This is a genomic window from Microbacterium oleivorans NBRC 103075 (assembly GCF_001552475.1).
Taxonomy (GTDB): Bacteria; Actinomycetota; Actinomycetes; order Actinomycetales; family Microbacteriaceae; genus Microbacterium; species Microbacterium oleivorans.
This window is the reverse complement of the sequence record NZ_BCRG01000002.1, coordinates 324,567-347,713: the sequence shown is the minus strand read 5'-3', so window position 1 is coordinate 347,713 and position 23,147 is coordinate 324,567. Positions and strand designations below refer to the sequence as shown.

Annotated in this window: 22 protein-coding genes, 3 tRNA genes and 1 other RNA gene; 13 read left to right on the top strand and 13 right to left on the bottom strand. The window is 68.7% G+C overall.

Annotation, left to right across the window (positions count from 1 at the left end):
• Positions 1-7: 7 nt before the first annotated feature.
• The 7 genes from dusB to MO1_RS04240 all read left to right on the top strand — a co-directional run bounded on the left by dusB (position 8) and on the right by MO1_RS04240 (position 6,560).
• A complete protein-coding gene (gene dusB / locus MO1_RS04270) occupies positions 8-1,168 on the top strand; it encodes a tRNA dihydrouridine synthase DusB (RefSeq protein WP_036309442.1) in 1,161 nt (386 codons plus the stop codon).
• Positions 1,158-2,537, top strand: a complete 1,380-nt coding sequence (locus tag MO1_RS04265) for a deoxyguanosinetriphosphate triphosphohydrolase (RefSeq protein ID WP_060915284.1) — start codon at positions 1,158-1,160, stop codon at positions 2,535-2,537. Before dusB ends, MO1_RS04265 begins: the two co-directional genes overlap by 11 nt.
• Positions 2,537-4,387 carry a DNA primase gene (gene dnaG, locus MO1_RS04260; RefSeq protein ID WP_060915283.1) on the top strand — a complete coding sequence of 617 codons (1,851 nt, stop codon included), beginning with the start codon at positions 2,537-2,539 and terminating at the stop codon, positions 4,385-4,387. Before MO1_RS04265 ends, dnaG begins: the two co-directional genes overlap by 1 nt.
• Before the next feature lie 52 nt (positions 4,388-4,439).
• Positions 4,440-5,207: an ATP-binding cassette domain-containing protein gene (locus MO1_RS04255; RefSeq protein ID WP_235186026.1), complete on the top strand. Its 768-nt coding sequence runs from the start codon at positions 4,440-4,442 to the stop codon at positions 5,205-5,207.
• A 61-nt stretch (positions 5,208-5,268) separates the two neighbouring features.
• Positions 5,269-5,344 (top strand) — tRNA-Asn (locus MO1_RS04250).
• Positions 5,345-5,458: 114 nt separating this feature from the next.
• Entirely contained in the window at positions 5,459-5,695 is a 237-nt protein-coding gene (locus MO1_RS04245; RefSeq protein WP_036308807.1) for a hypothetical protein, read from the top strand.
• Positions 5,696-5,771: 76 nt separating this feature from the next.
• A complete protein-coding gene (locus MO1_RS04240) occupies positions 5,772-6,560 on the top strand; it encodes a DUF4328 domain-containing protein (RefSeq protein WP_036309444.1) in 789 nt (262 codons plus the stop codon).
• Positions 6,561-6,590: 30 nt separating this feature from the next.
• Here MO1_RS04240 and MO1_RS04235 read toward each other — a convergent pair whose 3' ends face one another.
• The 3 genes from MO1_RS04235 to def are packed head-to-tail and all read right to left on the bottom strand — an operon-like array spanning position 6,591 to position 7,920.
• Positions 6,591-6,896 (bottom strand): hypothetical protein, encoded by a 306-nt coding sequence (locus tag MO1_RS04235; RefSeq protein ID WP_060915282.1) that lies wholly within the window; start codon positions 6,894-6,896, stop codon positions 6,591-6,593.
• A gap of 57 nt (positions 6,897-6,953) precedes the next feature.
• Complete coding sequence (locus MO1_RS04230) at positions 6,954-7,343, bottom strand: ester cyclase (RefSeq protein ID WP_036308809.1); 390 nt, start codon at positions 7,341-7,343, stop codon at positions 6,954-6,956.
• Between the two features lie 10 nt (positions 7,344-7,353).
• Entirely contained in the window at positions 7,354-7,920 is a 567-nt protein-coding gene (def, locus tag MO1_RS04225; protein WP_076707874.1) for a peptide deformylase, read from the bottom strand.
• Between the two features lie 41 nt (positions 7,921-7,961).
• Between def and MO1_RS04220 the strand changes: the two genes are divergently transcribed.
• Positions 7,962-9,041 (top strand): DMT family transporter, encoded by a 1,080-nt coding sequence (locus MO1_RS04220; protein ID WP_060915281.1) that lies wholly within the window; start codon positions 7,962-7,964, stop codon positions 9,039-9,041.
• A 14-nt stretch (positions 9,042-9,055) separates the two neighbouring features.
• Positions 9,056-9,129, top strand: a tRNA-Ile gene (locus MO1_RS04215).
• Here MO1_RS04215 and MO1_RS04210 read toward each other — a convergent pair.
• Positions 9,127-9,831 carry a hypothetical protein gene (locus tag MO1_RS04210; protein WP_060915280.1) on the bottom strand — a complete coding sequence of 235 codons (705 nt, stop codon included), beginning with the start codon at positions 9,829-9,831 and terminating at the stop codon, positions 9,127-9,129. The genes MO1_RS04215 and MO1_RS04210 overlap by 3 nt on opposite strands.
• Positions 9,812-9,958 carry a hypothetical protein gene (locus tag MO1_RS14700; RefSeq protein ID WP_164499343.1) on the bottom strand — a complete coding sequence of 49 codons (147 nt, stop codon included), beginning with the start codon at positions 9,956-9,958 and terminating at the stop codon, positions 9,812-9,814. Before MO1_RS14700 ends, MO1_RS04210 begins: the two co-directional genes overlap by 20 nt.
• A 221-nt stretch (positions 9,959-10,179) precedes the next feature.
• On the opposite strand from MO1_RS14700, the gene MO1_RS04205 reads away from it, so the two are divergent.
• Positions 10,180-10,683 carry a DUF3145 domain-containing protein gene (locus tag MO1_RS04205; RefSeq protein WP_060915279.1) on the top strand — a complete coding sequence of 168 codons (504 nt, stop codon included), beginning with the start codon at positions 10,180-10,182 and terminating at the stop codon, positions 10,681-10,683.
• Positions 10,684-10,855: 172 nt separating this feature from the next.
• On the opposite strand, the gene MO1_RS04200 is transcribed toward MO1_RS04205, so the two are convergent.
• From MO1_RS04200 to MO1_RS04165, 8 genes are all read right to left on the bottom strand, one after another.
• Complete coding sequence (locus MO1_RS04200) at positions 10,856-12,094, bottom strand: beta-ketoacyl-[acyl-carrier-protein] synthase family protein (protein WP_060915278.1); 1,239 nt, start codon at positions 12,092-12,094, stop codon at positions 10,856-10,858.
• Between the two features lie 50 nt (positions 12,095-12,144).
• Positions 12,145-12,393 (bottom strand): acyl carrier protein, encoded by a 249-nt coding sequence (locus MO1_RS04195; protein ID WP_036308817.1) that lies wholly within the window; start codon positions 12,391-12,393, stop codon positions 12,145-12,147.
• Between the two features lie 70 nt (positions 12,394-12,463).
• On the bottom strand, positions 12,464-13,465 hold the full coding sequence (locus tag MO1_RS04190) for a beta-ketoacyl-ACP synthase III (RefSeq protein ID WP_036308819.1): 1,002 nt from the start codon (positions 13,463-13,465) through the stop codon (positions 12,464-12,466).
• Entirely contained in the window at positions 13,462-14,379 is a 918-nt protein-coding gene (locus tag MO1_RS04185; RefSeq protein ID WP_060915277.1) for an ACP S-malonyltransferase, read from the bottom strand. Before MO1_RS04185 ends, MO1_RS04190 begins: the two co-directional genes overlap by 4 nt.
• A 91-nt stretch (positions 14,380-14,470) precedes the next feature.
• A complete protein-coding gene (locus MO1_RS04180; protein ID WP_036308822.1) occupies positions 14,471-15,673 on the bottom strand; it encodes a PucR family transcriptional regulator in 1,203 nt (400 codons plus the stop codon).
• Between the two features lie 8 nt (positions 15,674-15,681).
• A complete protein-coding gene (gene aceE / locus MO1_RS04175) occupies positions 15,682-18,408 on the bottom strand; it encodes a pyruvate dehydrogenase (acetyl-transferring), homodimeric type (protein WP_036308824.1) in 2,727 nt (908 codons plus the stop codon).
• Positions 18,409-18,570: 162 nt separating this feature from the next.
• Positions 18,571-18,643: transfer RNA gene (locus MO1_RS04170), tRNA-Val, on the bottom strand.
• 52 nt (positions 18,644-18,695) lie between these two features.
• Complete coding sequence (locus MO1_RS04165; RefSeq protein ID WP_060915276.1) at positions 18,696-20,186, bottom strand: amino acid permease; 1,491 nt, start codon at positions 20,184-20,186, stop codon at positions 18,696-18,698.
• 107 nt (positions 20,187-20,293) lie between these two features.
• On the opposite strand from MO1_RS04165, the gene MO1_RS04160 reads away from it, so the two are divergent.
• From MO1_RS04160 to rnpB, 3 genes are all read left to right on the top strand, one after another.
• Complete coding sequence (locus MO1_RS04160) at positions 20,294-21,025, top strand: zinc ribbon domain-containing protein (protein WP_060915275.1); 732 nt, start codon at positions 20,294-20,296, stop codon at positions 21,023-21,025.
• Positions 20,983-22,746, top strand: coding sequence for a bifunctional 3'-5' exonuclease/DNA polymerase (locus tag MO1_RS04155; RefSeq protein WP_060915274.1), 1,764 nt, complete (start codon positions 20,983-20,985; stop codon positions 22,744-22,746). Before MO1_RS04160 ends, MO1_RS04155 begins: the two co-directional genes overlap by 43 nt.
• A 31-nt stretch (positions 22,747-22,777) precedes the next feature.
• Positions 22,778-23,138: RNase P RNA component class A (gene rnpB / locus MO1_RS04150), an RNA gene on the top strand.
• The last annotated feature ends 9 nt before the right edge of the window (positions 23,139-23,147 follow it).

Sequence of the window (23,147 nt, the reverse complement as noted above, 5' to 3'; positions counted from 1 at the left end):
GAAGGATATGTCCACGACCCTCGCACCCCCCGCGCCGCTGCGCATCGGGCCCATCACCCTCGACGCGCCCGTCGTCTTGGCCCCCATGGCGGGCATCACCAACACGGCGTTCCGCCGCCTCTGCCGCGAGTACGGCGCCGGCCTCTACGTCAGCGAGATGATCACGACGCGCGCGCTCGTCGAGCGCAACGCCACGACGATGCGCCTCATCCGCCACCACGAGTCCGAAACGCCGCGGTCCATCCAGCTCTACGGAGTCGATCCGGCGACCGTGGAAGCCGCCGTCCGCATCATCGTCGAGGAGGACCACGCCGACCACGTAGACCTCAATTTCGGCTGCCCCGTGCCGAAGGTGACCCGCAAGGGCGGCGGAGCGGCACTGCCGTGGAAGACGGAGCTCTTCCGCGAGATCGTCGAGCGCGCCGCGAAGGCGGCTGGAGCCGTTCCCCTCACGGTCAAGATGCGGAAGGGGATCGACTCGGATCACCTGACGTACCTCGAAGCCGGTCGCATCGCCGAGGGCGCCGGCGTCGCGGCCGTGGCGCTCCACGCGCGGACCGCCTCGGAGTTCTACTCCGGTCACGCCGATTGGTCGGCGATCACGAAGCTCAAGGAGACGGTCACGAGCGTGCCCGTGCTCGGCAACGGTGACATCTGGTCGGCAGAGGACGCCCGCCGCATGATGGCCGAGACCGGTTGCGACGGAGTCGTCGTCGGAAGGGGATGCCTCGGCCGCCCCTGGCTCTTCGGAGACCTCGCGCGCGAACTCGGCACCGGCCACGCGGCCGACCCCGTCGACGCGACCCTCGGCTTCGTCGCGGCCGCGTTCCGCCGTCACGCGGAGCTGCTCGTCGAGTTCTTCGAGAGTGAGGACCGCGGCTGCCGCGACATCCGCAAGCACGTCGCGTGGTACTTCAAGGGGTACCCCGTCGGTGGTGACCTCCGCGCGAAGCTCGCGACGGCGTCGAGCCTCGAGGAGATCGACGAGCTGCTCGCGACGCTCGACCTCGACGCGCCCTACCCCGGCGCTGCCGCAGAGGGCCAGCGCGGCCGGGCGGGAACGCCGAAGCGCCCCGCTCTCCCCGACGGCTGGCTCGACTCGCGGGAGATCGGACATGCGGCATCCACGGCCCTGGCAGACGCGGAGCTCGACACCAGTGGCGGCTGAGACGGTGACCGGCGCGAGCGTGGGCGTCGCGTCCGGGCGTCCCACAGGCTACGACGACCACGACGCCGAGCGGTTCCACCCGGAGAAGCATCGTTCGCTGCGCGATGGATTCGCCCGCGACCGCGCGCGGGTGCTGCACTCGGCCGCTTTCCGGCGCCTCGCCGCGAAGACGCAGGTTCTGAGCCCCGCCAGCCCCGACGATTTCGCGCGCAACCGCCTCACCCACTCACTCGAGGTCGCCCAGGTGGGTCGCGAGCTCGCGATCGCTCTCGAGCTGTCACCCGACGTCGTCGACACCGCGTGCTTGAGTCACGACCTCGGGCATCCGCCGTTCGGACACAACGGCGAACGTGCGCTCAACGACTGGGCCGAGGACATCGGCGGGTTCGAGGGCAACGCGCAGTCGCTCCGCATCCTCGCGCGCCTCGAGCCGAAGGTCGTCGATGACGACGGGGAGAGCTTCGGGCTCAACCTCACGCGGGCGAGTCTCGACGCCACCTGCAAGTACCCCTGGACAGCCGATCACGCGATCCCCGATCCCGGCGGCCGGCAGAAGTTCGGGGTTTACGCCGAGGACGAGGCCGTCTTCCACTGGATGCGGCAGGGCGCTCCCGGGCGCGTCCGGTGCATCGAGGCGGAGGTCATGGACCTCTCGGACGACATCGCCTACTCCGTGCACGACTTCGAGGACGCGGTCCTCAACGGCTACCTCGACCCGCGCCGCCTCGCCGACCCCCGCGAGCGTGAATCCCTGCTCACGGCGATCCAGGCGTGGGTGGGGCTCGGATTCAGCCGAGACGAGTTGGCGGACGCTCTCTACCGCCTGGTGCGGCTTCCCGAGTGGATGACGGAGTTCGACGGCACCCGCGCCTCCGTAGGCCGCCTGAAGAACCTCACGTCCGACTTCATCGGACGCTTCGCCCGCGCCGCCACGTCAGCGACGCGGGAGCACTACGACACCCCCGCGCTCACGCGCTACCGCGGTCGGATGATGGTGCCGCGCGTCATCGAAGCCGAGATGGCCGTGCTCAAGGGCACGATCGGCGCCTTCGTGGTCTCGATCGACGGTCGCAAGGGTCTCTACAAGGAGCAGCGGCGCGTTCTGAAGCGCCTCGCGTCGGCCCTTCTCGAGCGGCCGGAGAATCTCGACCGTGTCCACGCGGTCGACTTCGCCGCAGCGACGACGGATGCCGAGCGCAAGCGCGTCGTCGTCGACCAGGTCGCGACCCTGACCGACCGATTCGCCATCGAATGGCACGCGGCCCTCGTCGGCCCGGTCGACCTGCGCGAGCTCGGATTGTGGCCGGCGGGGTCGCGTGCCGCCGCGAACCCCGGGTACGCGCTTCCCGAGCCCATCGAAGGCCTCTGATGGCGCGCATCCGGCAGGCGGACGTCGACGAGGTGAAGGCTCGGACGAACATCGTCGACATCGTCGGCGAGCGGGTCGCACTGAAGTCCGCCGGTGTCGGGTCGATGAAAGGCCTCTGCCCGTTCCACGATGAGCGGAGCCCGAGTTTCAACGTCCGTCCGCAGGCCGGCTACTACCACTGCTTCGGATGCGGCGAGTCGGGCGATGTGTACTCGTTCCTCCGCGCGATGGACCACCTGTCGTTCACGGAGGCGGTGGAACGCCTCGCGGCGCGCATCGGGTACCAGCTGCACTACGAAGACGGCGGTGCCGCCCCCGAGACCAGTGGACGCACCCGGCTCTACCAGGCGAACACGGCTGCCGCGGAGTATTTCCGCACGCAGCTGGCGACGGCCGAGGCGGAAACCGGCCGTCGGTTCCTCGGTGAGCGGGGCTTCGACGCCGGGGCCGCCGCACACTTCGGCGTTGGCTATGCCCCCAAGGGCTGGAACAACATGCGCGATGCCCTCCGTGCGCAGGGATTCACGGACGAGGAGCTCGCCACGGCGGGTCTCGTCTCGCAGGGGCAGCGGGGCGTCTACGACCGGTTCCGTGGTCGCGTCGTGTGGCCGATCCGCGACCTCACCGGGCAGACGATCGGCTTCGGCGCGCGCAAGCTGTACGACGACGACCAAGGTCCGAAGTACCTGAACACGCCCGAGACGCCGATCTACAAAAAGGCTCAGGTCCTCTACGGACTCGATCTGGCGAAGAAGGACGTCTCGCGTTCGCACCGGGTCGTCGTCGTCGAGGGGTACACCGACGTCATGGCGTGCCACCTCGCCGGGATCACGACGGCGATCGCGACCTGCGGTACCGCGTTCGGTTCGGACCACATCACCGTGCTGCGCCGGGTCATGGGAGACGACAGTGCTGCGGGTGAGGTGATCTTCACGTTCGACCCGGATGCCGCGGGCCAGAAGGCCGCGCTGCGCGCCTTCGCGGACGAGAAGCGGTTCGCCGCGCAGACCTACGTCGCCGTCGCGCCGGACGGGCTCGACCCGTGCGATCTACGACTCAACCGGGGTGACGGCGCCGTTCGCGCCCTCATGGACGCCAAGGCGCCGATGTTCGAGTTCGTGATCGATCAGAAGCTCGCGGGCTTCGACCTCCGGAGTGTCGAAGGGCGGGTTGGGGCGCTTCGCGCAGCCGCGCCCATCGTCGCGGAGATCCGCGACCCGTCGCTGCGCCCCGGGTACACGCGTGTCCTCGCCCGCAAGCTCGGTATGGATCTGAGCGAAGTGACGCCCGCCGTCGAGCGGGCTGCGCGAGGGACCCACAGCCCCCGTGAGCGCACCCCTGCGCCCGCCGAGACGACGGATGAGGCGGCCGCGTCGGTCCGGGTATCGGTCGCGACACTGCCGCGAACGGCCAGCGTCACGCTCGAGCGCGATGCGCTGATGGGCGTCTTGCAGTACGGGCATGTGCTGGATGCGGACGAGGTGAATGCCGCGCTCGAGATTCCGATGGAGCACCCGGCGCTGGAAGCCGTCCGCCAGGCCGTGGTCGCTCAGCCGGATCGATCCCGTGTGGGGTGGTCGACGGCGGCCGTGGACGCGACCCGCGAGCCGTATCGCGGGCTGGCCGCGGAATTGCTGACCGCATCTTTCCCGGCGCTCACGGAGGTCGAGGCGAAGGCGTCAGCTCGCGCGATGTGCTTGCGCCTGCGGTTACGGGCCATGGACCGGGAGAAAGCTGAGCTCCTCGGCGCCGTTCAGCGGGTATCGGCGGAGTCCGAGGAGGGCCGAGTCGTCCGGGTGGCGCTGCGCGACCTCGACCAGCGTCGGCGCACCCTGGCGGAACAGGTCTGAGAGACGGCTGTCCGACTGGCGCCCGCCGGCCGGAGCGGAGAGGATGGATCGCATGCCTCGAGTGACCGATCCGGATGCCGCCATCTACACGTCGGATCTGTCGATCGCTCGCGCGTCGGCCGACACGCGCGTCGTCGACGGCGTGTCGCTCCGTGTACTCCCCGGCGAGACGATCGCGGTCATGGGAGCGACCGGCTCCGGCAAGTCGAGTTTGGCGTCCTGCCTCGCGGGTGCCGACCATCGCGACCTCCGCGTCGTCGGCGGGATGGGGGAGGTCGCGGGGATCTCACTGCGTGCGGGCGGAAGGGCCCGCCGCATCCGGGCGTACCGGACGGGGCATCTGGCACAGGGCGTCAACTCGACTCTTCCGTCGCGGCTGACCATCTCCGAGATCGTCGCCGAGCCCATCACCGCGCGCGACCGCAAGGTCAACGAGCGTGCGCTGGCGCTCCGGGTCGCGTCCCTTCTGGATGAGTTGCAGCTGCCGATCGGCGCATCGGAGAAGTACCCCTACGAGCTGAGCTCCGGCATGCGACAGCGGGTTGCGATCGCCCGTAGCCTGGTGCTGGATCCAAAGGTGCTTATCGCGGATGAGCCCCTTGCGAACCTGGACGTCGACGTCCGTCCGGCCGTGCGCGATGCGTTGCTCCGGCGCACGGCGGACGGTATGGCTCTGCTCGTGGTCACCAACGAGCGCGACCTCGTGACGGATCTGGGCGCGCAGGTTCTCGTCCTCCGGGCGGGGCATCCCGTGGGCGTCGGTCCGCGCCTCGACGACGTGCTCTGGACGCCCGATGAGGCGACACGCATCGCCGGCTGATGTCACGAGCACCCCTCGAGCTTTGCTACGATTGTGTGGTTGCCCGGTAGCGGGTGACTGATCCTCGGTAGCTCAATTGGCAGAGCAATCGGCTGTTAACCGATAGGTTCTTGGTTCGAGTCCAAGCCGGGGAGCCACACCTCGAAGCCCCCGGTTCTCCGGGGGCTTTCGTGTTTGCCGGACCGATGTCGTCGTCGCCGGCGGCCTCAGAGCCCTTGTGTCTCGGCTGCGATGCCCCTCATGCTGAGCGCATGGACACTCAAGTCACGCGGTCGACGGTCTGGAGCTGGGGTGAGCGTGCGGGCGCGATCCTCGGGGTCATCTCGATGGTGGTGCTCGTGTGGGCGGCGTTCCGCTACGGCGCCGGGCACGACGCGGCCTTCTTCGCGCTTGTGATCGCGCTGGTGCTCGGGGTGACAGCGCTCGGTGTTCATGTTGCCGCTCGTGAGGCGCGCTATCGGCGGCGAGCTCGGTCTGAGGAGCGGTGACCGTTGCGGCCGACGGGCCCTTGCCGATCCGATAGTGTGCCAGATGGATCGAGCGAGAAACGTCGGGGGAGACGCGATGACCGAGGGAACGAGCACGCCTGCCGGGTGGTATCCGGCACCGCACGCGGGCAATGAGCTCCGCTACTGGAACGGCGTCGACTGGACAGAACACGCCGCACCGGCAGCTCCAGGATCCGAGCAGACGCCAACGTCGATCGGCTACCCCGGCGCCTATCCGGCCGCCGCTACGTCGGCCGTCGTCCGCCCGCTTCGCGGTATCGCCGGAGCAACCCGCATCCTCATCCTGGTGAGCGCCGCCACATCGTTTTTGACCGTCCTGGTCGAGGCGTGGGGCCTCAATGCCATCGACGGATTCAGCCGGGGGACGGCACCGCTATCGGCACTCGAGCTGTACGACACACTGTCGTCGTTCGTCGCACTGGCGTCTGCAGCAAGCCTGCTCGCGGCGGGTATCTGCTGGGTGGTGTGGCAGTACCGCGCTGCCGTCCGCGTTCGCGCGGCCAACCCGATGAGCACGCGCCGCACTCCTGTGTGGCACGTCGTGTCGTGGTTCATCCCCGTGATCGCGTTCTGGTTCCCCTTCCAGAACATGAAAGACCTCATCGTGGCATCGCGGGCCGACGTCCGTGCGACGCTGCTCGGCTGGTGGTGGGGGCTCTGGATCGCTTCGACGACGTTCGTCACGGTCTCGAGCCGGATGTCGATTGCCGCGGACAGTCTCCCGGGCTACTCGGCGGCGATGAACGTCTCGCTCTTCGCGGAGCTTCTCACGATCGCATCGGCTCCGCTGGCTGTCATGGTCCTCACACGGACAACGAATGCTCTGGAGCCTGCTCCGCGCTGATCCGCAGCAATGCCCCGGGACGCGCGAGCCTCAGTCCTGCAGGACGGCGCCCGACCACACCCAGCACCTGCGCTCGGCAGACCCCACGCGGAACCGGATCGCCGCGGCGCGGTCAGTCCACATGCACAGCTCCGCCTCGACGAGGATCGGCTCCGCGCCGAAGCGCACCCATGCGCGCACTCGTCGCGGTCGAGGGTCGGTCGTCACCTGTTTCCTGTCGAGTTCGAGCTCGTCCGTCGTGAGGGACTGCAACGCGCCCTGCGCGGCGACGCGCTCCAGGATGCGATCGTCCATCCGCGCGTCGATGCTCGCCGCGTAGCGTCTGTTCGAACCCAACCGGCATCCCTCTCTCCGGCCGACCCCGTCATCGTACGGAGGAGAGCGGACATCAAGTCATGCGGTCAGTTGCGCCAGCACCTCCGCGTCACCGGATCGCGTCGACGCCACTACCCGGTTCCCGCTGAGGCGCAGGAATAAGAACTCCGCGACGTTCACGTGTCGACGCGTCGGCGCGATCCCGCGCCACGGACCGGTGTGCGTGCCGCCCCCGCGGACATGCGCTGCGATGCGGTCATCCTCCGCGACCACCTGGATCGACTTCCACCGCCAATCGGGGAAGCCGTGGAAGAGATCCGCCAGATCCTCGATCCATGCGTCCGCGCCGCCGGGAAGGTGTGCGCGGCGGACGCCGGCGTCGAGGAGGTCGCGCACGGCCTCAAGATCATGCCGGTTGCATGCGTCGAGGAAGTCCTCGAACCACCCGTGCAGCTCCCACGGTTCCACGAGGCAGACCTCAGGCGTCGAGGTCGTCGACGCCCGGCATCCAACTCTGTCCTGGCTTGCCCCAGCCGCGCTTGCGTGCGATCTTCTGCGACGTCTTCCAGTCCGAGTCCGACAGTCGGTCGATGTAGAGGATGCCGTTGAGGTGGTCGAACTCGTGCTGCATGATGCGGGCACGCCATCCGTCGACGCGGATGCGGACCTCGGCACCGTCGAGGTCGGTGCCGGTGACGTGAACCTCGTCGGCGCGGCGGAGAGGGAACCGTTCGCCGGGGAACGACAGGCACCCCTCGGACTCGTCATCCGGATCGGGGGAGCCGGGCTCCGGGGGTGACATCCACAGCTCCGGGTTGATGAGCACGCCTCGCCAGGGCTCGCCGTCGTCGTCCTGATACGAGTACGTGTAGATGCGGAGCCCCACGCCCACCTGGGGAGCAGCGAGACCCACACCGGGCGCCGTGTCCATCGTCTCGAACATGTCGGCGACGAGCGTGCGGATCTCGTCCGTCACCTCAGCGACGGGAGCGGCGACGGAATGGAGGACGGGTTCGCCCATGATGCGAATCGGAAGTACGGCCACGTCAGAAGCCTAACGAGCCGCGCGGCGGGTATCGTCGAGGCGTGATTCTCCCCGGGACGACGATCAATGATCTCACCGATGAACTGGTGGGCGTGTTCCAGAATCCGGCGATCCTGGTCGGCATCCCCCTCGCGGTGGTCGGCGCTGTCTTCATGTCGTTCGGCGCGCAGTACCAGCACCGCGGCGTGCAAAAAGTCGAGAAGCTGACGGCACAGGCCGGGGTGTCCGGCCTCACCGGTGGTCAACTCGTGCGACTACTCACGCGTCCGTCCTGGGTGCTCGGCACCGTCATGCTGGGCCTCGCGATCCTCTGTCAGCTGGCGGCGCTGTCGTTCGCGCCGCTCATCCTCGTCCAGCCCATCGGCGCCATCTCGCTCGTCATCACGACGCTGCTGAACGCGCGCATCAGCGGGCACACGCCGACGCGTCGGTCCATCACCTCGATCGCACTCTGCGTCGGCGGCATCTTCATCTTCGTCACGGTCGCCGCGCTGTATGCGACCGAGCGTCCGATCAGTGACGGACAGTTGCTGACCGTTCTGTGGATCCTCTTGGGCGTCGTGGTGGTCCTCGCCGCCCTGTGGGTCACACTGCGCAAGCGGATGCGGGCACTGTTCTACATCGTGGCCGCGGGCGTCGTCTACGGTTTCGTCGCGACGCTCGCGAAGGTCATCATCAACCGGATCGCGAACGGCGACTTCGAGTGGCTGACGGTCCTCTGCATCGTCGCGCTTCTCGCCGGCACGGCGATGGGCGCCTACTTCGTGCAGACCGCGTACTCGTCCGGTCCACCCGACCTCGTCATCGCCGGGCTCACGGTGATCGACCCCATCGTCGCGATCATCATCGGTCTCGCCATCCTCGACGAGGCGCGTGGCGCACCGCTCGGGGCGTACATCGGTTTCGCGATTGCCGGCGCTCTCGCCGTCACCGGCGTCTTCCAGCTCGCGCGCTACCACCCGCAGGTGGTCAGCGAGAGCCAGGAGATTCCGATCCAACGGGGAAGTGGGGATGCCGCCGACGGCAAGCGTCCGTCGACCGGATCCGTGCGTCTCACCGAAGCGGTATCGAAGGTCTGGCCGGAACCGCCCGTGAAGGACGAGGATCGGCGCGGGCGATAAGCTCGTCTCCACAGGGGGCGGTGGCCAAGCTGGTCAAGGCAGCGGGCTCATAACCCGACGATCGTGGGTTCAAGTCCCACCCGCCCTACCGATTGTGACGCTGGACGGCGTCGTACGACGGTTGCCGAATCGCCCTCACCCACGGGTACGTGCGGGCTCCCGGGATGATGTGGCGTCCTGCGTCGAAGCGGATGTCGGCGGCGTCGTCGCGGCTGTCCAGGCTCAAGAGTGCGAATGGATGCCACGCCCCGCCCGGCGTCGCGTACGACAGGGTGAGCTGCCACGAGGCAGAGCGCAACTCTTCGTCGATGTCGCCGAGACCAGATGGGAGCGAGGGGCGGAGTGGACGCGCGCGCAGCAGGACCGGGCCGTTGTCTCCCCGATAGGGGACGAGCGTGGTCAGAACACCCCGGGACGGTCGCCAACGCGGTATGAGGACGAACCGCAACGGGACGCCGGAGCCGGTGGAAGCGAGCTCGATGTCGGCGTGGCCCGTGTCCGTCTTTACATGGAGCGCCAGCCCCAGGATGTCGGGCAGGTGATCAGGGAGTCCCAGGGAGCGCGAGAAGCGCGCGACGATCTCCGTCCGGTCGCCGGGCGCGGGGTCATCGATCCAGTGGATGCCGGATGTGCCGTCACGGTGACCCCAGAAGACATTCCCGCCGAGAGTCAGACCGCGGGGGTGGATCGGCCGCGGTGAGCGAACACGTTGCGCCGCGACGAACACACGCCGCAGAGTGCGGCCGAGGAGCGTCGCCGCGGCGGCCGGCTCAGCTGCCGTCGGCGTCATCCTCGGGGACCTCATTGCCGGCGCGGGCGGCGTCTTCTTTCACCTCGTCGCTGACCGCATCGGTGGGTGCAGCGTCATCGGCATGTGCGTCATCGGCGTCGCGTGTGTGGGGGGTGTTGTCGGTCATCGTCTTCCTTTCGTCCGGTGTTCTCTGAGCTCCCAGGGTCGGTGTGTCGCCCCGCTCCACCTATGGGGTTGACGGGAGCGCGATCCGCCTTCGGTGCCGCCGAATGACACGGTTGTGGTTTCTGCGGCTAATGGGCGATAATGGCGGCACAACCGGATATCCGGCCAGCACTCTCCATCAGGTCGTAGGGGAAGACGTACCTGAACGAAACGGAGAGATCGATGGCTACACCTCACGTGCGCGGAGTGATCTTCATTCACTCAGCGCCACGCGCGCTGTGTCCCCACCTCGAGTGGGCTGCTGGTCGCGCCCTCGGGCACGCCGTCAGCTTCGACTGGGCTGACCAGCCTGTCCAGCCGGGCAGCCGTCGCGCGGAGTTCTACTGGGAGGGTCCCGCGGGTAGCGGCGCCGCTCTCGCGACCGCCATGCGCGGGTGGGAGCACCTGCGCTACGAGGTGACGGAAGATCCGACGCCTCGCAGCGACGGTGGTCGCTGGCTTCACACGCCGAGCCTCGGCATCCATTACGCACAGACCGATGCCGCAGGAAACGTCGTCGTGGGCGAGGATCGCATCCGCTACGCGATGGAGATCGCTGCCGGCGACATGAGCGAGCTTCAGCGCGAACTGAACGTCGCGCTCGGAGCGTCGTGGGACGAGGAGCTCGAACCGTTCCGCCACGCGAGCGACGACGCACCCGTCGTCTGGCTCCACAAGGTCGGCTGAGACGGCTCCGCGCGAGCGGACACTCCAGGACGACAAGGTTTTCAGGCGGGGTGAGCGGGCCTCGACCGGCTTCGGATGGCTTCCCGGAGACCGGGGCGGTTGCCGCCCCGCCTGATCTGAACGACATACGCCCCCGGTGGCTTCCCGGGGGCGTATGTCGTTGTGTGAAGCGTCAGACCGAACGGAATGCGACGACGGCGTTGTGTCCGCCGAAGCCGAACGAGTTGCTGATCGCCAGCTGATCTCCGTCGCCGAGGGGGACGGCATCGCCCGATAGCCGGAAGGGCACGGCCGGGTCGGGCTCGGTGATGTTGATGGTCGGGGGAGCGACGCGGTCACGGAGCGCGAGCACCGTGAACATGGCCTCGAGTGCCCCCGTCCCGCCCAGTAGGTGGCCCGTGGACGCCTTCGTCGCCGACACGGGCATCTCGTCCACCCGATCGCCGAACACGGTCTTCAGGGCGACGTACTCGTTCGGGTCGCCGACGGGCGTCGAGGTGGCGTGCGCGTTGACGTGGGTGACCTCGTCAGGAGCGGCATCCGCCATGTCCAGCGCGAGGCGGACGGCGCGCGCGGCGCCGGTGCCCTCGGGGTCGTTGGCAGTGATGTGGTACGAATCGGCGGTCACGCCGCCGCCCACGAGCTCCGCGTAGATCTTCGCGCCGCGTGCCTTCGCGTGCGCTTCGGTCTCGAGGATCAGAACGGCAGCGCCTTCACCCATGACGAAACCGTCGCGGTCGATGCTGCCGGGCCGCGACGCGGTCTCGGGGGAGTCGTTGCGACGCGAGAGCGCCTGCATCGATGCGAACGATGCGATCGTGATCGGGTGGATCGCCGATTCCGTCCCACCGGCGATGACGACATCGGCGAGACCGGCGCGCATGTGCTCGAGCGCGTTGACGATCGACTCCGTGCTCGACGCGCAGGCGCTCGCGAAGGTGCGGGCGTAGGCGCGGGCGCCGAAGTGCAGTGACAGGTTGCCGGCTGCGGCGTTGGGCATGAGCATGGGGACCGTCATCGGCATGACGCGACGCGGGCCCTTCTCGCGCAGGGTGTCCCAGGCATCGAGCAGCGTCCAGACGCCGCCGATGCCGGTGGCGAACTCGACGCCGAGACGCTCCGGGTCGACCTCGGGAGCACCCGCGTCCGCCCAGGCCTCCTTCGCGGCCACCATCGCGAGCTGCGATGACGGGTCGAGGCGCTTGGCGATGGGACGGTCGAGAACCGTCTCAGGGCGCACCTTCGCCTCGGCGGCGAACGTGACGGGCAGTTGGTACTGCTCGACCCAGTCGTGCTCGAGCGTGCGCGTGCCGGACGCGCCGTCGAGGAGCGCCGCCCAGCTTTCGCTCGCGGTGCCGCCGATGGGGGAGGTCGCACCGATGCCGGTGACGAAGATTCGCGTGTTGCTCATGATTCCCTCGTGCTGCTCCGGTGGGGGCGAACCCCCACCGGACGCGCGGATCAGGCCTGGTTGGACGAGATGTACGTGACGGCGTCGCCGACGGTCTTGAGGTTCTTGACCTCGTCGTCGGGGATCGTGACGCCGAACTTCTCCTCGGCGTTGACGACGATCGTCATCATCGAGATCGAGTCGATGTCGAGGTCGTCCGTGAAGGACTTCTCGAGGGCGACCTCGTCGGAAGAGATGCCGGTCTCGTCGGTGATGAGCTCGGCCAGGCCGGCGAGGACCTCGTCGTTGGTGAATGCCATGGGATTTCTCCTTTTGTGGTGGTCGGGCCCAGCCGGGCCGGTAGTCAGTTTAGGTGGGGGACGGGCATCGTCACGGGAGGACGACGACCTGTGCGCCGAACACGAGTCCGGCGCCGAAACCGATCTGCAGGGCGAGTCCGCCGCTGAGCTCGGGGTGCTCTTCGAGAAGGCGGTGTGTCGCCAGCGGAATGGATGCCGCCGACGTGTTGCCCGTCGTCTCGATGTCGCGACCGATCACGACGGTGTCGGGAAGCTTCAGCTGCTTCGCGAACTCGTCGATGATGCGCATGTTGGCCTGGTGAGGCACGAAGGCGGCGAGGTCGTCTGCCGTGATCCCGGCGGCCTCGATCGCCTGACGGGCGACCTTGACCATCTCCCAGACAGCCCACCGGAAGACGGTGGGGCCCTCTTGGCGGAGAGTCGGCCACGGAGCCAGACCATCGCGGAACTCGGTCAGCGTGTGGCTCATGCCCACCGCATCGGCCTTCGAGCCGTCGGATCCCCAGATGGTCGGGCCGATGCCGGGGGTGTCGCTGGGTCCGATGACGACCGCGCCCGCTCCGTCGCCCAAGAGGAAGGAGATCGAGCGGTCGGTCGGGTCGACGACGTCGCTGAGCTTTTCGGTGCCGATGACGACGGCGTAGTGGGCGGCGCCGGCTCGGATGAGCGCGTCGGCCTGCGCGACGCCGTAGGCGAAGCCCGCGCAGGCGGCGTTCAAGTCGTAGGCGGCCGCAGGGTTCGCGCCGACGCGGTCCGCGACGATCGCGGAGACCGAAGGCGTCTGCTTCGGGTTTGAGATCGTCGCGACGATGACGGCGTCGATCTTGTCGGCCGGGATGCCGGAGCGCTCGATGGCCTCGGCGGCGGCGTCAGAGGCGAGATCGATGGCTGTGGTGCCGGCATCCGCCCGGACGCGGGTGATGATGCCGGTGCGTTGGCGAATCCACTCGTCGCTGGAGTTGATCGGCTCGATCAGGTCTTCGTTCGGGACGGCGTTCTCGCCGCGCGCAGCTCCGTACGAGTAGATGCGGGTGTGCGCAGCACCGGTGGCCTGGGTCAGCTGGGGGGTCATGCGTTCTCTCCGGTCAGGAGGGCGTTCGCGGCGGCGAGGTCCTCGGGCGTCTTCACCGCAACAGACGGTACGCCGCGCAGCCCGCGCTTCGCGAGTCCGACGAGGGTGCCCGCCGGTGCGAGCTCGATGATGCCGGCGACACCGTTCTCCGCGAACGATGCCATGCAGAGGTCCCAGCGGACGGGGTTCGCCACCTGCGCGACCAGCAGGTCGAGGGCTGCACGGCCGTCGGTGACGGTGCCGCCGTCGCGGTTGCTCCAGAGGGTGAGGGACGGATCGGATGCCGCGACCTCGGCCGCTGCGGCGCGGAGGGTCTCGACCGCCGGTGCCATGTAGCGCGTGTGGAATGCGCCCGCCACCTGCAGGGGGATCACGCGGCTCCCACGCGGAGTGTCGGAACCGAGCTCGGCTAGCGCCGGGAGCGCGCCGGCGGCGACGATCTGTCCGCCGCCGTTGTAGTTGGCGGGAGTGAGATCGAGTTCGTCGAGGCGCGCGAGGACGGTGGCCTCGTCTCCTCCGACGACGGCGCTCATGCCGGTCGTCTCGAGGGCGGCGGCCTCGGCCATCGCACGACCGCGGATGCCGACGAGGCGCATGCCGTCCTCGTCCGTGAGGACACATGCGGCGACGAGCGCGGCGATTTCGCCCACGGAGTGACCCGCGACGCCGTCGGGCCGGTGGCCGGCGTCGACGAGCGCACGCCAGGAGAGGAGGCTGGCCGCGACGATGAGGGGCTGGGCGACCTTGGTGTCACGGATGCGGTCGGCATCCCACTCGGTCCCTGCGGCGACCAGGTCGACCTCTGCGTAGGCGGAGTACTGCTCGAGCAACTCGCGCGCGCCTTCGGTCTCGAGCCACGGGGCGAGGAACCCGGGGGTCTGAGAACCCTGGCCCGGGAAGACGGCAATGATCACAGTTTCCATCCTTGCAAGTTCGGGTCGGTCATGCTGTCGGTCAGCGCACAACAAAGCGCGGATCGTTTGTTCGAGTCGTACAGGACTGCGGTCAGGATCGACGCGCGGGGCGACGGCGTGTCACGTCGGCGCCGATGGAACCGAGGATGAGCGCGGTCTGCAGGATGAGCGCCTCACGGGGGCCGGTAGCATCCCAGCCGATCACATCCGACACGCGCTTGAGCCGGTAGCGGACCGTATTCGGGTGCACGAACAATTCACGCGCCGTCGCCTCGAGCGAGCGCCCGTTGTCGAGGTAGCTCCACAGCGTCGTCACGAGGTCGGTCGAGTGGGCCTGCAGCGGTCGGTAGATGCGTTCGATGAGCGTCGACTTGGCGAGCGGGTCGCCCGCGAGGGCCCGCTCGGGCAGCAGATCATCGGCATCGACGGGACGCGGCGCGTTCCGCCACGATTTCGCGACCGCGAACCCCGCCAGAGCGGCGCGCGCGCTGAGCCCGGCGTCCAGAAGTGCGGATGCCGTCGGCCCCAGGACGAGGTGTCCGCTTCCGAACCCCGGCTCGAGACGTGTCGCGATCTCCGAGAACGGGAGTTCCTCGGCATCCTCGCGCCCGCTCTGGTCCGCCCGTCCGATGACCAGCACCAGCCGGGAGCCCTGCACGCCGATGAGCACGTCGACGCCGAGCTTTCGGGCGGTGCGGCGGACCTGGTCGACGTCGAGCTGCGGGGGAGTCGTGCCGACCAGGACGGCGACCTCTCCGTGTCCGTGCCACCCGAGGGCGGCGATCCGGCTCGGGAGTTCTTCGTCGGCTTCGCCGGTGAGGATCGAGTCGACGACGAGCGCTTCGAGTCGGGCATCCCACAGCCCGCGAGCCTCAGCCGCACGTGCATAGACGTCGGCGGCGGCGAAGGCTACCTCGCGGGAGTAGAGCAGGATGCTTTCGCGGAGCCCGTTCCCACGCCCCGCGACGCGTTCCTCCGTCGTCTCGACGGTGACGCGGATCAGCTGGAGCGTCTGAGTGAGGCTGATGCTCCGCAGAAGCTCGCGGGGTGCGGACGCGAAGATGTCCGCCGCGATCCACGGCGTGGAGTTCGGGTCGTCATACCAGTCGATGAACGACGAGATGCCCGACTGAGCGACCAGCCCCACGGCCGACCGGCGCCCCGGAGGCATCTCGGCGTACCAGGGCAGGTACTCCTCGAGCCTCCGGAGCGTCGTGGTCGCGAGATCACCCGAGATCCGGCGGAGCCACGCAAGTGTCTCCGCCTTCTCCTGGGCGGTCGGCCGTTCGCCCATCTCGCGGGTCAGGCTTCGCCGCCCGCGTTGCCGGACGTGCCGGAGTTGACGTCGTGCAGACGGTACTTCTCGATCGCCTGCGCGGACAGCCCGCGGTCGATGACGCCGTCCTCGGCCAGCGCCTGGAGGGTGCGGACGACGATCGACGGACCGTCGATCTTGAACTGACGTCGTGCTGCCGCACGGGTGTCCGAGAAGCCGAAGCCGTCGGCGCCGAGCGTCGCATACCGACGGGGGACCCACTGGCGGATCTGGTCCTGAACGGCGTGCATGAAGTCGCTGACGGCGACGACCGGGCCCTCCGAGTCGCGGAGCTTCTCGGTGATGTACGCGGTCTTCGGCTCGTCGGTCGGGTGCAGGAAGTTGTGCTCGTCGGCGGCGAGGCCGTCACGACGGAGCTCCGTCCAGCTGGTCACCGACCACACGTCGGCCACGACGCCCCAGTCGTCCTTGAGGAGCTTCTGCGCCTCGTGAGCCCAGGCCAGGCCGACGCCCGAGGCGAGGATCTGGGCGCGGTGACCCTCACCCTCGCCGGCCGAGACACGGTGGATGCCGCGGATGATGCCATCCACGTCGACGTCCTCCGGCTCCTTGGGCTGGACGATGGGCTCGTTGTAGACGGTGATGTAGTACATGACGTTCGGGTCGGAGTGCTCCCCGCCGTACATGCGCTCCAGGCCCGACTGCACGATGTGCGCGATCTCGTAGCCGTACGCGGGGTCGTAGGAGACCGTCGCAGGATTCGTCGAGGCGAGCAGGTGCGAGTGTCCGTCGGCGTGCTGCAGGCCCTCACCCGTCAGGGTGGTGCGCCCGGCGGTCGCACCGATGATGAAGCCGCGCGCCATCTGGTCGCCGGCAGCCCACTGAGCGTCGCCCGTGCGCTGGAAGCCGAACATCGAGTAGAAGACGTAGACCGGGATGAGCGGCTCGCCGTGTGTCGCGTACGACGTGCCGACGTTCGTGAACGCGGCGACCGCGCCGGCCTCGTTGATGCCGACGTGCATGATCTGGCCCTGCGGACTCTCCTTGTAGGCAAGGAGCAGCTCGCGGTCGACCGACGTGTAGTTCTGGCCGTTGGGGTTGTAGATCTTCGCGGTCGGGAAGTACGCGTCCATACCGAACGTGCGCGCCTCGTCGGGGATGATCGGCACGATGCGGTGGCCGAAGTCCTTCGTGCGCAGCAGGTCCTTCAGCAGGCGCACGAACGCCATCGTCGTGGCGACCTCCTGCGTTCCCGAACCCTTCTTGGGCAGCGCGTAGACGCTGTCGTCGGGGAGGGTGAGGGACGTGTAGGTGCTCCGGCGCTGCGGCAGCGTGCCACCGAGGTTCCGGCGACGCTCGACCATGTACTTGATGGTCTCGTCCTCGGCGCCCGGGTGGTAGTACGGGGGCTCGTAGGGGTTCTCCTCGAGCTGAGCGTCCGTGAGCGGGATGTGCATCTCGTCGCGGAACATCTTGAGGTCGTCGAGGGTCATCTTCTTCATCTGGTGCGTCGCGTTGCGCCCCTCGAAGTGCGGACCCAGGCCGTAACCCTTGACGGTCTTGGCGAGGATGACGGTCGGCTGGCCCTTGTGCTCCATGGCCGCCTTGTACGCCGCGAAGACCTTGCGGTAGTCGTGACCGCCGCGCTTGAGGTTCCAGATCTGCTCGTCCGAGTAGTCCTTGACCAGGGCGGCAGCGCGCTCGTCGCGACCGAAGAAGTGCTCGCGGACGTACGCGCCGTTCTCGGCCTTGTACGTCTGGAAGTCACCGTCGGGGGTGCTGTTCATGAGGTTCAGCAGCGCGCCCTCGTTGTCGCGGGCGAGCAGGTCGTCCCACTCACGGCCCCAGACGACCTTGATGACGTTCCAGCCGGCCCCGCGGAAGAAGCTCTCGAGCTCCTGGACGATCTTGCCATTGCCGCGGACGGGACCGTCGAGGCGCTGGAGGTTGCAGTTGACGACGAAGGTCAGGTTGTCGAGGCCCTCGTTCGCGGCGACCTGCAGCTGGCCGCGGCTTTCGACCTCATCCATTTCACCGTCGCCGAGGAAAGCCCAGACGTGCGAGTCGGTGAGGTCCTTGATGCCACGGTTGGTGAGGTACTTGTTCGTCATCGCCTGGTAGATGGCGTTGATCGGACCGAGGCCCATCGAGACGGTCGGGAACTGCCAGTAGTCCGGCATGAGCCGCGGGTGCGGGTACGAGGGCAGACCGTGGGGAGCCGCGGACGCCTCCTGACGGAAGCCGTCGAGCTGCTGAGTCGTCAGGCCTCCTTCGAGGAAGGAACGGGCGTACATGCCGGGGGAGGCGTGCCCCTGGAAGAAGACCTGGTCGCCGCCACCGGAGTGGTCGGGACCGCGGAAGAAGTGGTTGAAACCGACTTCGTAGAGGGCTGCGGACGACGCGTAGGTCGAGATGTGACCGCCGACCCCGATGCCGGGACGCTGAGCGCGGTGCACCGTAAGGGCCGCGTTCCAGCGGATCCAGCGGCGGTAGCGGCGCTCGACCTCTTCGTCACCGGGGAACTCCGGCTCGCTGTCGGCGGGGATCGTGTTGATGTAGTCCGTGGTGGGGACCTGCGGGACATTCAGGTGGAGTTCGCGCGAGCTCTGAAGGAGGCTCAGCATGATCTCGCGGCCGCGGCTCGCACCGCGAGCGTCGACGAGTTGACGCAGGGAATCCTGCCACTCCGACGTCTCTTCCGGGTCGCTGTCCTGCGGGCCCTGCGAGTACGGATCCTGATCGTTGACAGTCACAAGAGGCCTTTCGTCGCCTGGCAGATCGTGCCAGGAAGGAGGGATCGAGCGAGGGCGCGCTTGTTCGTCGCACACAACTCGCTTGTCCTCAGCCTACCCATACGGCTCGGCACTGGACGCCGCGCTGACCGACGGCAGGTCGCCGACGGCGGATGCTTGAAGTGGGCCCTGCCGGGATCGAACCGACGACATCCACGGTGTAAACGTGGCGCTCTACCAGCTGAGCTAAAGGCCCTGACGCATCGAGTCTACGGTCCGGCGGGGACCTGACGACTCAGTGCGCGGTGTCAGCTCCGGCTTGTCCCCGCCGGAGCCGTGTACAGGTCGCCGCCCTTCGCGAGACGCGAGTGCCGCCGGGAGTAGGCGAAGTAGATCACGAAGCCGATGGCGAGCCAGATGAGGAAGCGGAGCCACGTCTCGACCGTGAGGTTCAGCATCAGGTAGATGCAGACGGCCGCCGATACCGCGGGGAGCCAGGGGCTGAGCGGCACGCGGAACCCGCGCTCGAGGTCCGGCCGACGGCGGCGCAGGACGATGACGCCGACCGAGACGAGCACGAACGCCGACAGGGTGCCGATGTTGACCATCTCCTCGAGCACACCGACGGGCGTGAGGCCGGCGACGAGGGCGACGACCACGGTGACGATGAGCGAGATGACCCACGGGGTGCGGAATCGGGGGTGCACCTTCGCCAGCCGGCGCGGCAGGAGGGCGTCGCGCGACATCGCGAAGATGATGCGGGTCGCACCGATCATGAGGGTAAGCACGACTGTCGTGAGTCCTGCGACGGCGCCCGCCGAGATGACCGTGGCCATCCAGGTCTGGCCGTGGAACGCGAACGCGTTGGCGAGGGCGGCGGCGGGGTCGAGCTTGTCGTAGGGCACCATGCCGGTCACGACGAGGGCGACGGCGCCGTAGAGAATCGTGCAGATGATGAGCGAGGCGATGATGCCGATCGGAAGGTCGCGCTGCGGGCGCTTCGTCTCCTCGGCGGTGGTGGCCACGACGTCGAAGCCGATGTAGGCGAAGAACACGAGGGCGGCTCCCGCGAAGATCCCCCCGACACCGAACGCCGTCGGCTCGATCCCGGAGAAGAACTGAAGGAGCGGCTGCGTGAGGCCGGACCCGTTGTCGCGAGGGGCGGCATCCGGAACGAACGGCGAGTAGTTCGCCGGGTTGACGAAGAGAAGGCCCGCGATGATGACGAAGAGCACGATGAAGAGCTTCACGGCGACGAGGACCAGGTTGACCCGCATGGACTCGCGGATGCCGACGGTGATCAACACACCGAGCACGATCACGAGCAGCACCGCCATGAGATCGACGGTCCCGCCGTATCCGATCGCTGCGGGGATCGGGGCGCCGAGCTGCTCCATGAGGGATCCGAGGTAGGCGCTCCAGCCCTGCGCGACGACGCTCGCACCGAGGAACATCTCGAGGATGAGGTCCCACCCGATGATCCACGCGAACAGCTCGCCGAGGGAGGCGTAGGAGAAGGTGTACGCCGATCCCGAGACCGGGACGGTGGAGGCGAACTCGGCGTAGCACATGGCCGCGAGGCCGCAGGCGATCGCCGCCACGATGAAGCTGATGACGATCGCCGGCCCCGCGACGTCGTGCGCGGCGCGCCCGGTGAGGGTGAAGATGCCCGCGCCGATGACGACGCCCACCCCGAACACGGTGAGATCGAGCGCTGAGAGTGACTTCTTGAGGGTGAACTCCGGATCTTCGGTGTCCGCGATCGACTGTTCGACCGATTTGGTGCGCAGCATGCTCATGCTGGTCTCCTCCCGCGCGTTTCCGGCACGTCATGTTAGTGCGTTGCGGCATCCTGAGCGAAGGGGCCGCCCCGACGATGCGTCCGGCGCGGGGTAGGTTGGGGAGCGTGAAAGCCAGCTTTACCGACCAGCGCCGCCTCCTTGATCTCGTCGACGCCGACCTCGCCGTCCGTCAGGCCGATCACGCGCGTCGGAACCCCGAACAGGCGGCCCGGGTGAAGCAGCTGCTGGCCGAGCGCGCGACCCACTCCGCCGAGCTGACACGCCGACTCGGCACCCGCGATGATGCGAAGACCGAGCTCTCCCGCATCCAGTCGGATGTCGCCGTGGTCGTCGCCCGCACCCAGCGCGACAACGACCGCCTCGCCTCGACGTCGAGCGTCAAGGACGCGCAGGGCCTCGAGCACGAGATCGCGTCTCTCGCCCGGCGCAAGTCCGACCTCGAGGACTCCGAGCTCGACGTCATGGAGCGCCTCGAGACCGCCGAAGCCGCTGTCGCCGAGCAGGAGGCGCTCATCGCCTCAGTGAACGAAGAGGGTGCTCGATTGAGCGCCGAAGCCAAGGCGGCCGTCGCCGATGCGACCTCGCGCCACGAAGCGGCCACCCGCGATCGCGCCGCTATCGCGTCCTCCTTGCCCGCCGATCTCGTCGCCCTGTACGACACGCTCGCCGCCCGCGGAAACGGAGCCGGGCTACTGCACCGCCGTACCTGCGGCGGTTGCCACATGGTCCTCTCCGGGACCGACCTCAACGTCGTGCGCGCAGCTGCCGAGGACGACGTCGTGATGTGCCCCGAATGCGGTTGCATCCTGGTGCGCGGCGAGGACTCCGGGCTCTGACCGATCCGGGCACGACCGCGGGGAGCATCGCTCCCTGGATCGTGGTCGGGAATGCCGGGGGCGGCCTTGCCCTCGTCCCCATCGCCGCAGACGGTACGGCGGGCGAGCGTCTCTTGATCGAGCGCAGCGCCCTCGCGCGCGAGGCGGCACGGACGGATGCCGCGACGCGGTGGGTCTGGAGCGACACCTCCTCCTGGTACCCGGCGGTCATCGCGGAGGGCGTCCGGGTGTCCCGCTGTCATGACCTGAGGCTGGCGCACGCGATCCTCCGCGACAGCGCCCGGTCGGTCGGGGCCGATGCGCTTCGCGCTGCGGTCGAGTGGGATGCCGCGGCATCCGTTGCCGACGACGGTCCGAGCGCGCTCTTCGACCTCGATCCGGGCGCTCGCGAGGTCCCGCACGACATCGATGCCGCCCTTGCGGAGTTCGCCCGTCAGCGGGCGGTGATCTCGGCCAGCGCCGCCGGCCTCCGTCTGCTGGTCGCGGCGGAATCGGTCGGGGCACTCGTGGCGGCGGAGATGCACGCGGCGGGCGTTCCCTGGGACGGCGACGTCCACGACGAAATCCTGACCGGGATGCTGGGGGAGCGAGAGCTGGGGAACGGACTACCCGCCCGCATCGAATCCCTGGCCGGAGACATCCGGGGCCTCCTCGGCGACCCCGCGGCCAGCATCGATTCGCAACCCAAGCTGCTGCGTTCCCTCCACCGTGTGGGAGTGGCGGCGACGTCCACGAGCAAGTGGGAGCTGAGCGAGTACGAACACCCTGTCATCGCTCCGCTGCTCGAATACAAGCGGCTCATGCGGCTGTTCACCGCGAACGGCTGGGCATGGCGCGATGAGTGGGCGCCCGAAGGACGATTCCGCCCGGTGTACGTCCCGGGTGGCGTGGTGACGGGCCGCTGGGCGTCGTCGGGCGGGGGAGCGCTCCAGATGCCGCGGCAGCTCCGACCCGCCGTTCGCGCCGACCCGGGCTGGACGCTCGTGGTCGCCGACGTCGCGCAGCTCGAACCGCGTGTTCTCGCCGCGATGTCGCGGGATGCCGCCCTCGCCGACAGCGCCCGCGACACCGACCTTTACGAGGGCATCGTGTCACGAGGGGTCGTGAGTACCCGCTCCGAGGCGAAGTTCGCGCTGCTGGGAGCGATGTACGGTGCAACGACCGGGGACAGCGGTCGCCTGGTCCCCGCGCTCCGGCGCGCGTACCCGCGGGCGATGGGCCTCGTGGACGATGCCGCGCGCGTCGGCGAGGAAGGCAGCGTCGTCTCGACGTGGCTCGGCCGATCGAGCCCGACCCCGTCGCCCGGTTGGCGGGCTCTGCAAGGACACGCCGGAGACCCCGACGCGACCGAGATCGACCGAGGACAGGCCCGCCGCGCCGCGAGAGACCGCGGACGTTTCACCCGCAACTTCGTCGTGCAGGGCACCGCCGCCGAATGGGCGCTCGCGTGGCTCGGTGATCTGCGGGCTCGACTGGCCGCACTTCCGCACGTCGACGAAGCGGATGCCGCCCCTCGATCCGGCGCACTCCACGCCCGCCAGGCGCATCTCGCCTTCTTCCTCCATGACGAGGTCATCGTCCATTCGCCCGTCGCGCAGGCGCAGCAGGCGGCGGACGCTGTCGTCCTCGCCGCAGAGGCCGCGACGCGGCTGCTGTTCGGAGACATCCCGTTGGACTTCCGCCTCGACCTTCAGGTGCGAGTGGACGCGGCGAAGGGCTGACCCACCGGACCGATAGACTCGACCCCGCGAATGGGTCGGCTGGACGGTCGCGTGGCGCGAAAGCGCACCGAGGAACGTCCGGGCTCCACAGGGCAGGGCGGTGGGTAACACCCACCCGGAGTGATCCGCGAGACAGTGCCACAGAGAGCAGACCGCCCCGGTTCCGACCGGGGTAAGGGTGAAAGGGTGGTGTAAGAGACCACCGGGGTCGTGGTGACACGACCCGCACGGTAAACCTCGCCCGGAGCAAGGTCAGACAGGGGATGCCGACGCGGCCCGCTGAGTCCCCGGGTAGACCGCTGGAGCGGCACGGCAACGTGTCGCCGAGAGAGATGACCGTCCACGGGGCTTAGGCCCCCGGACAGAACCCGGCGTACAGGCCGGCCCATTCGCCCTCGACC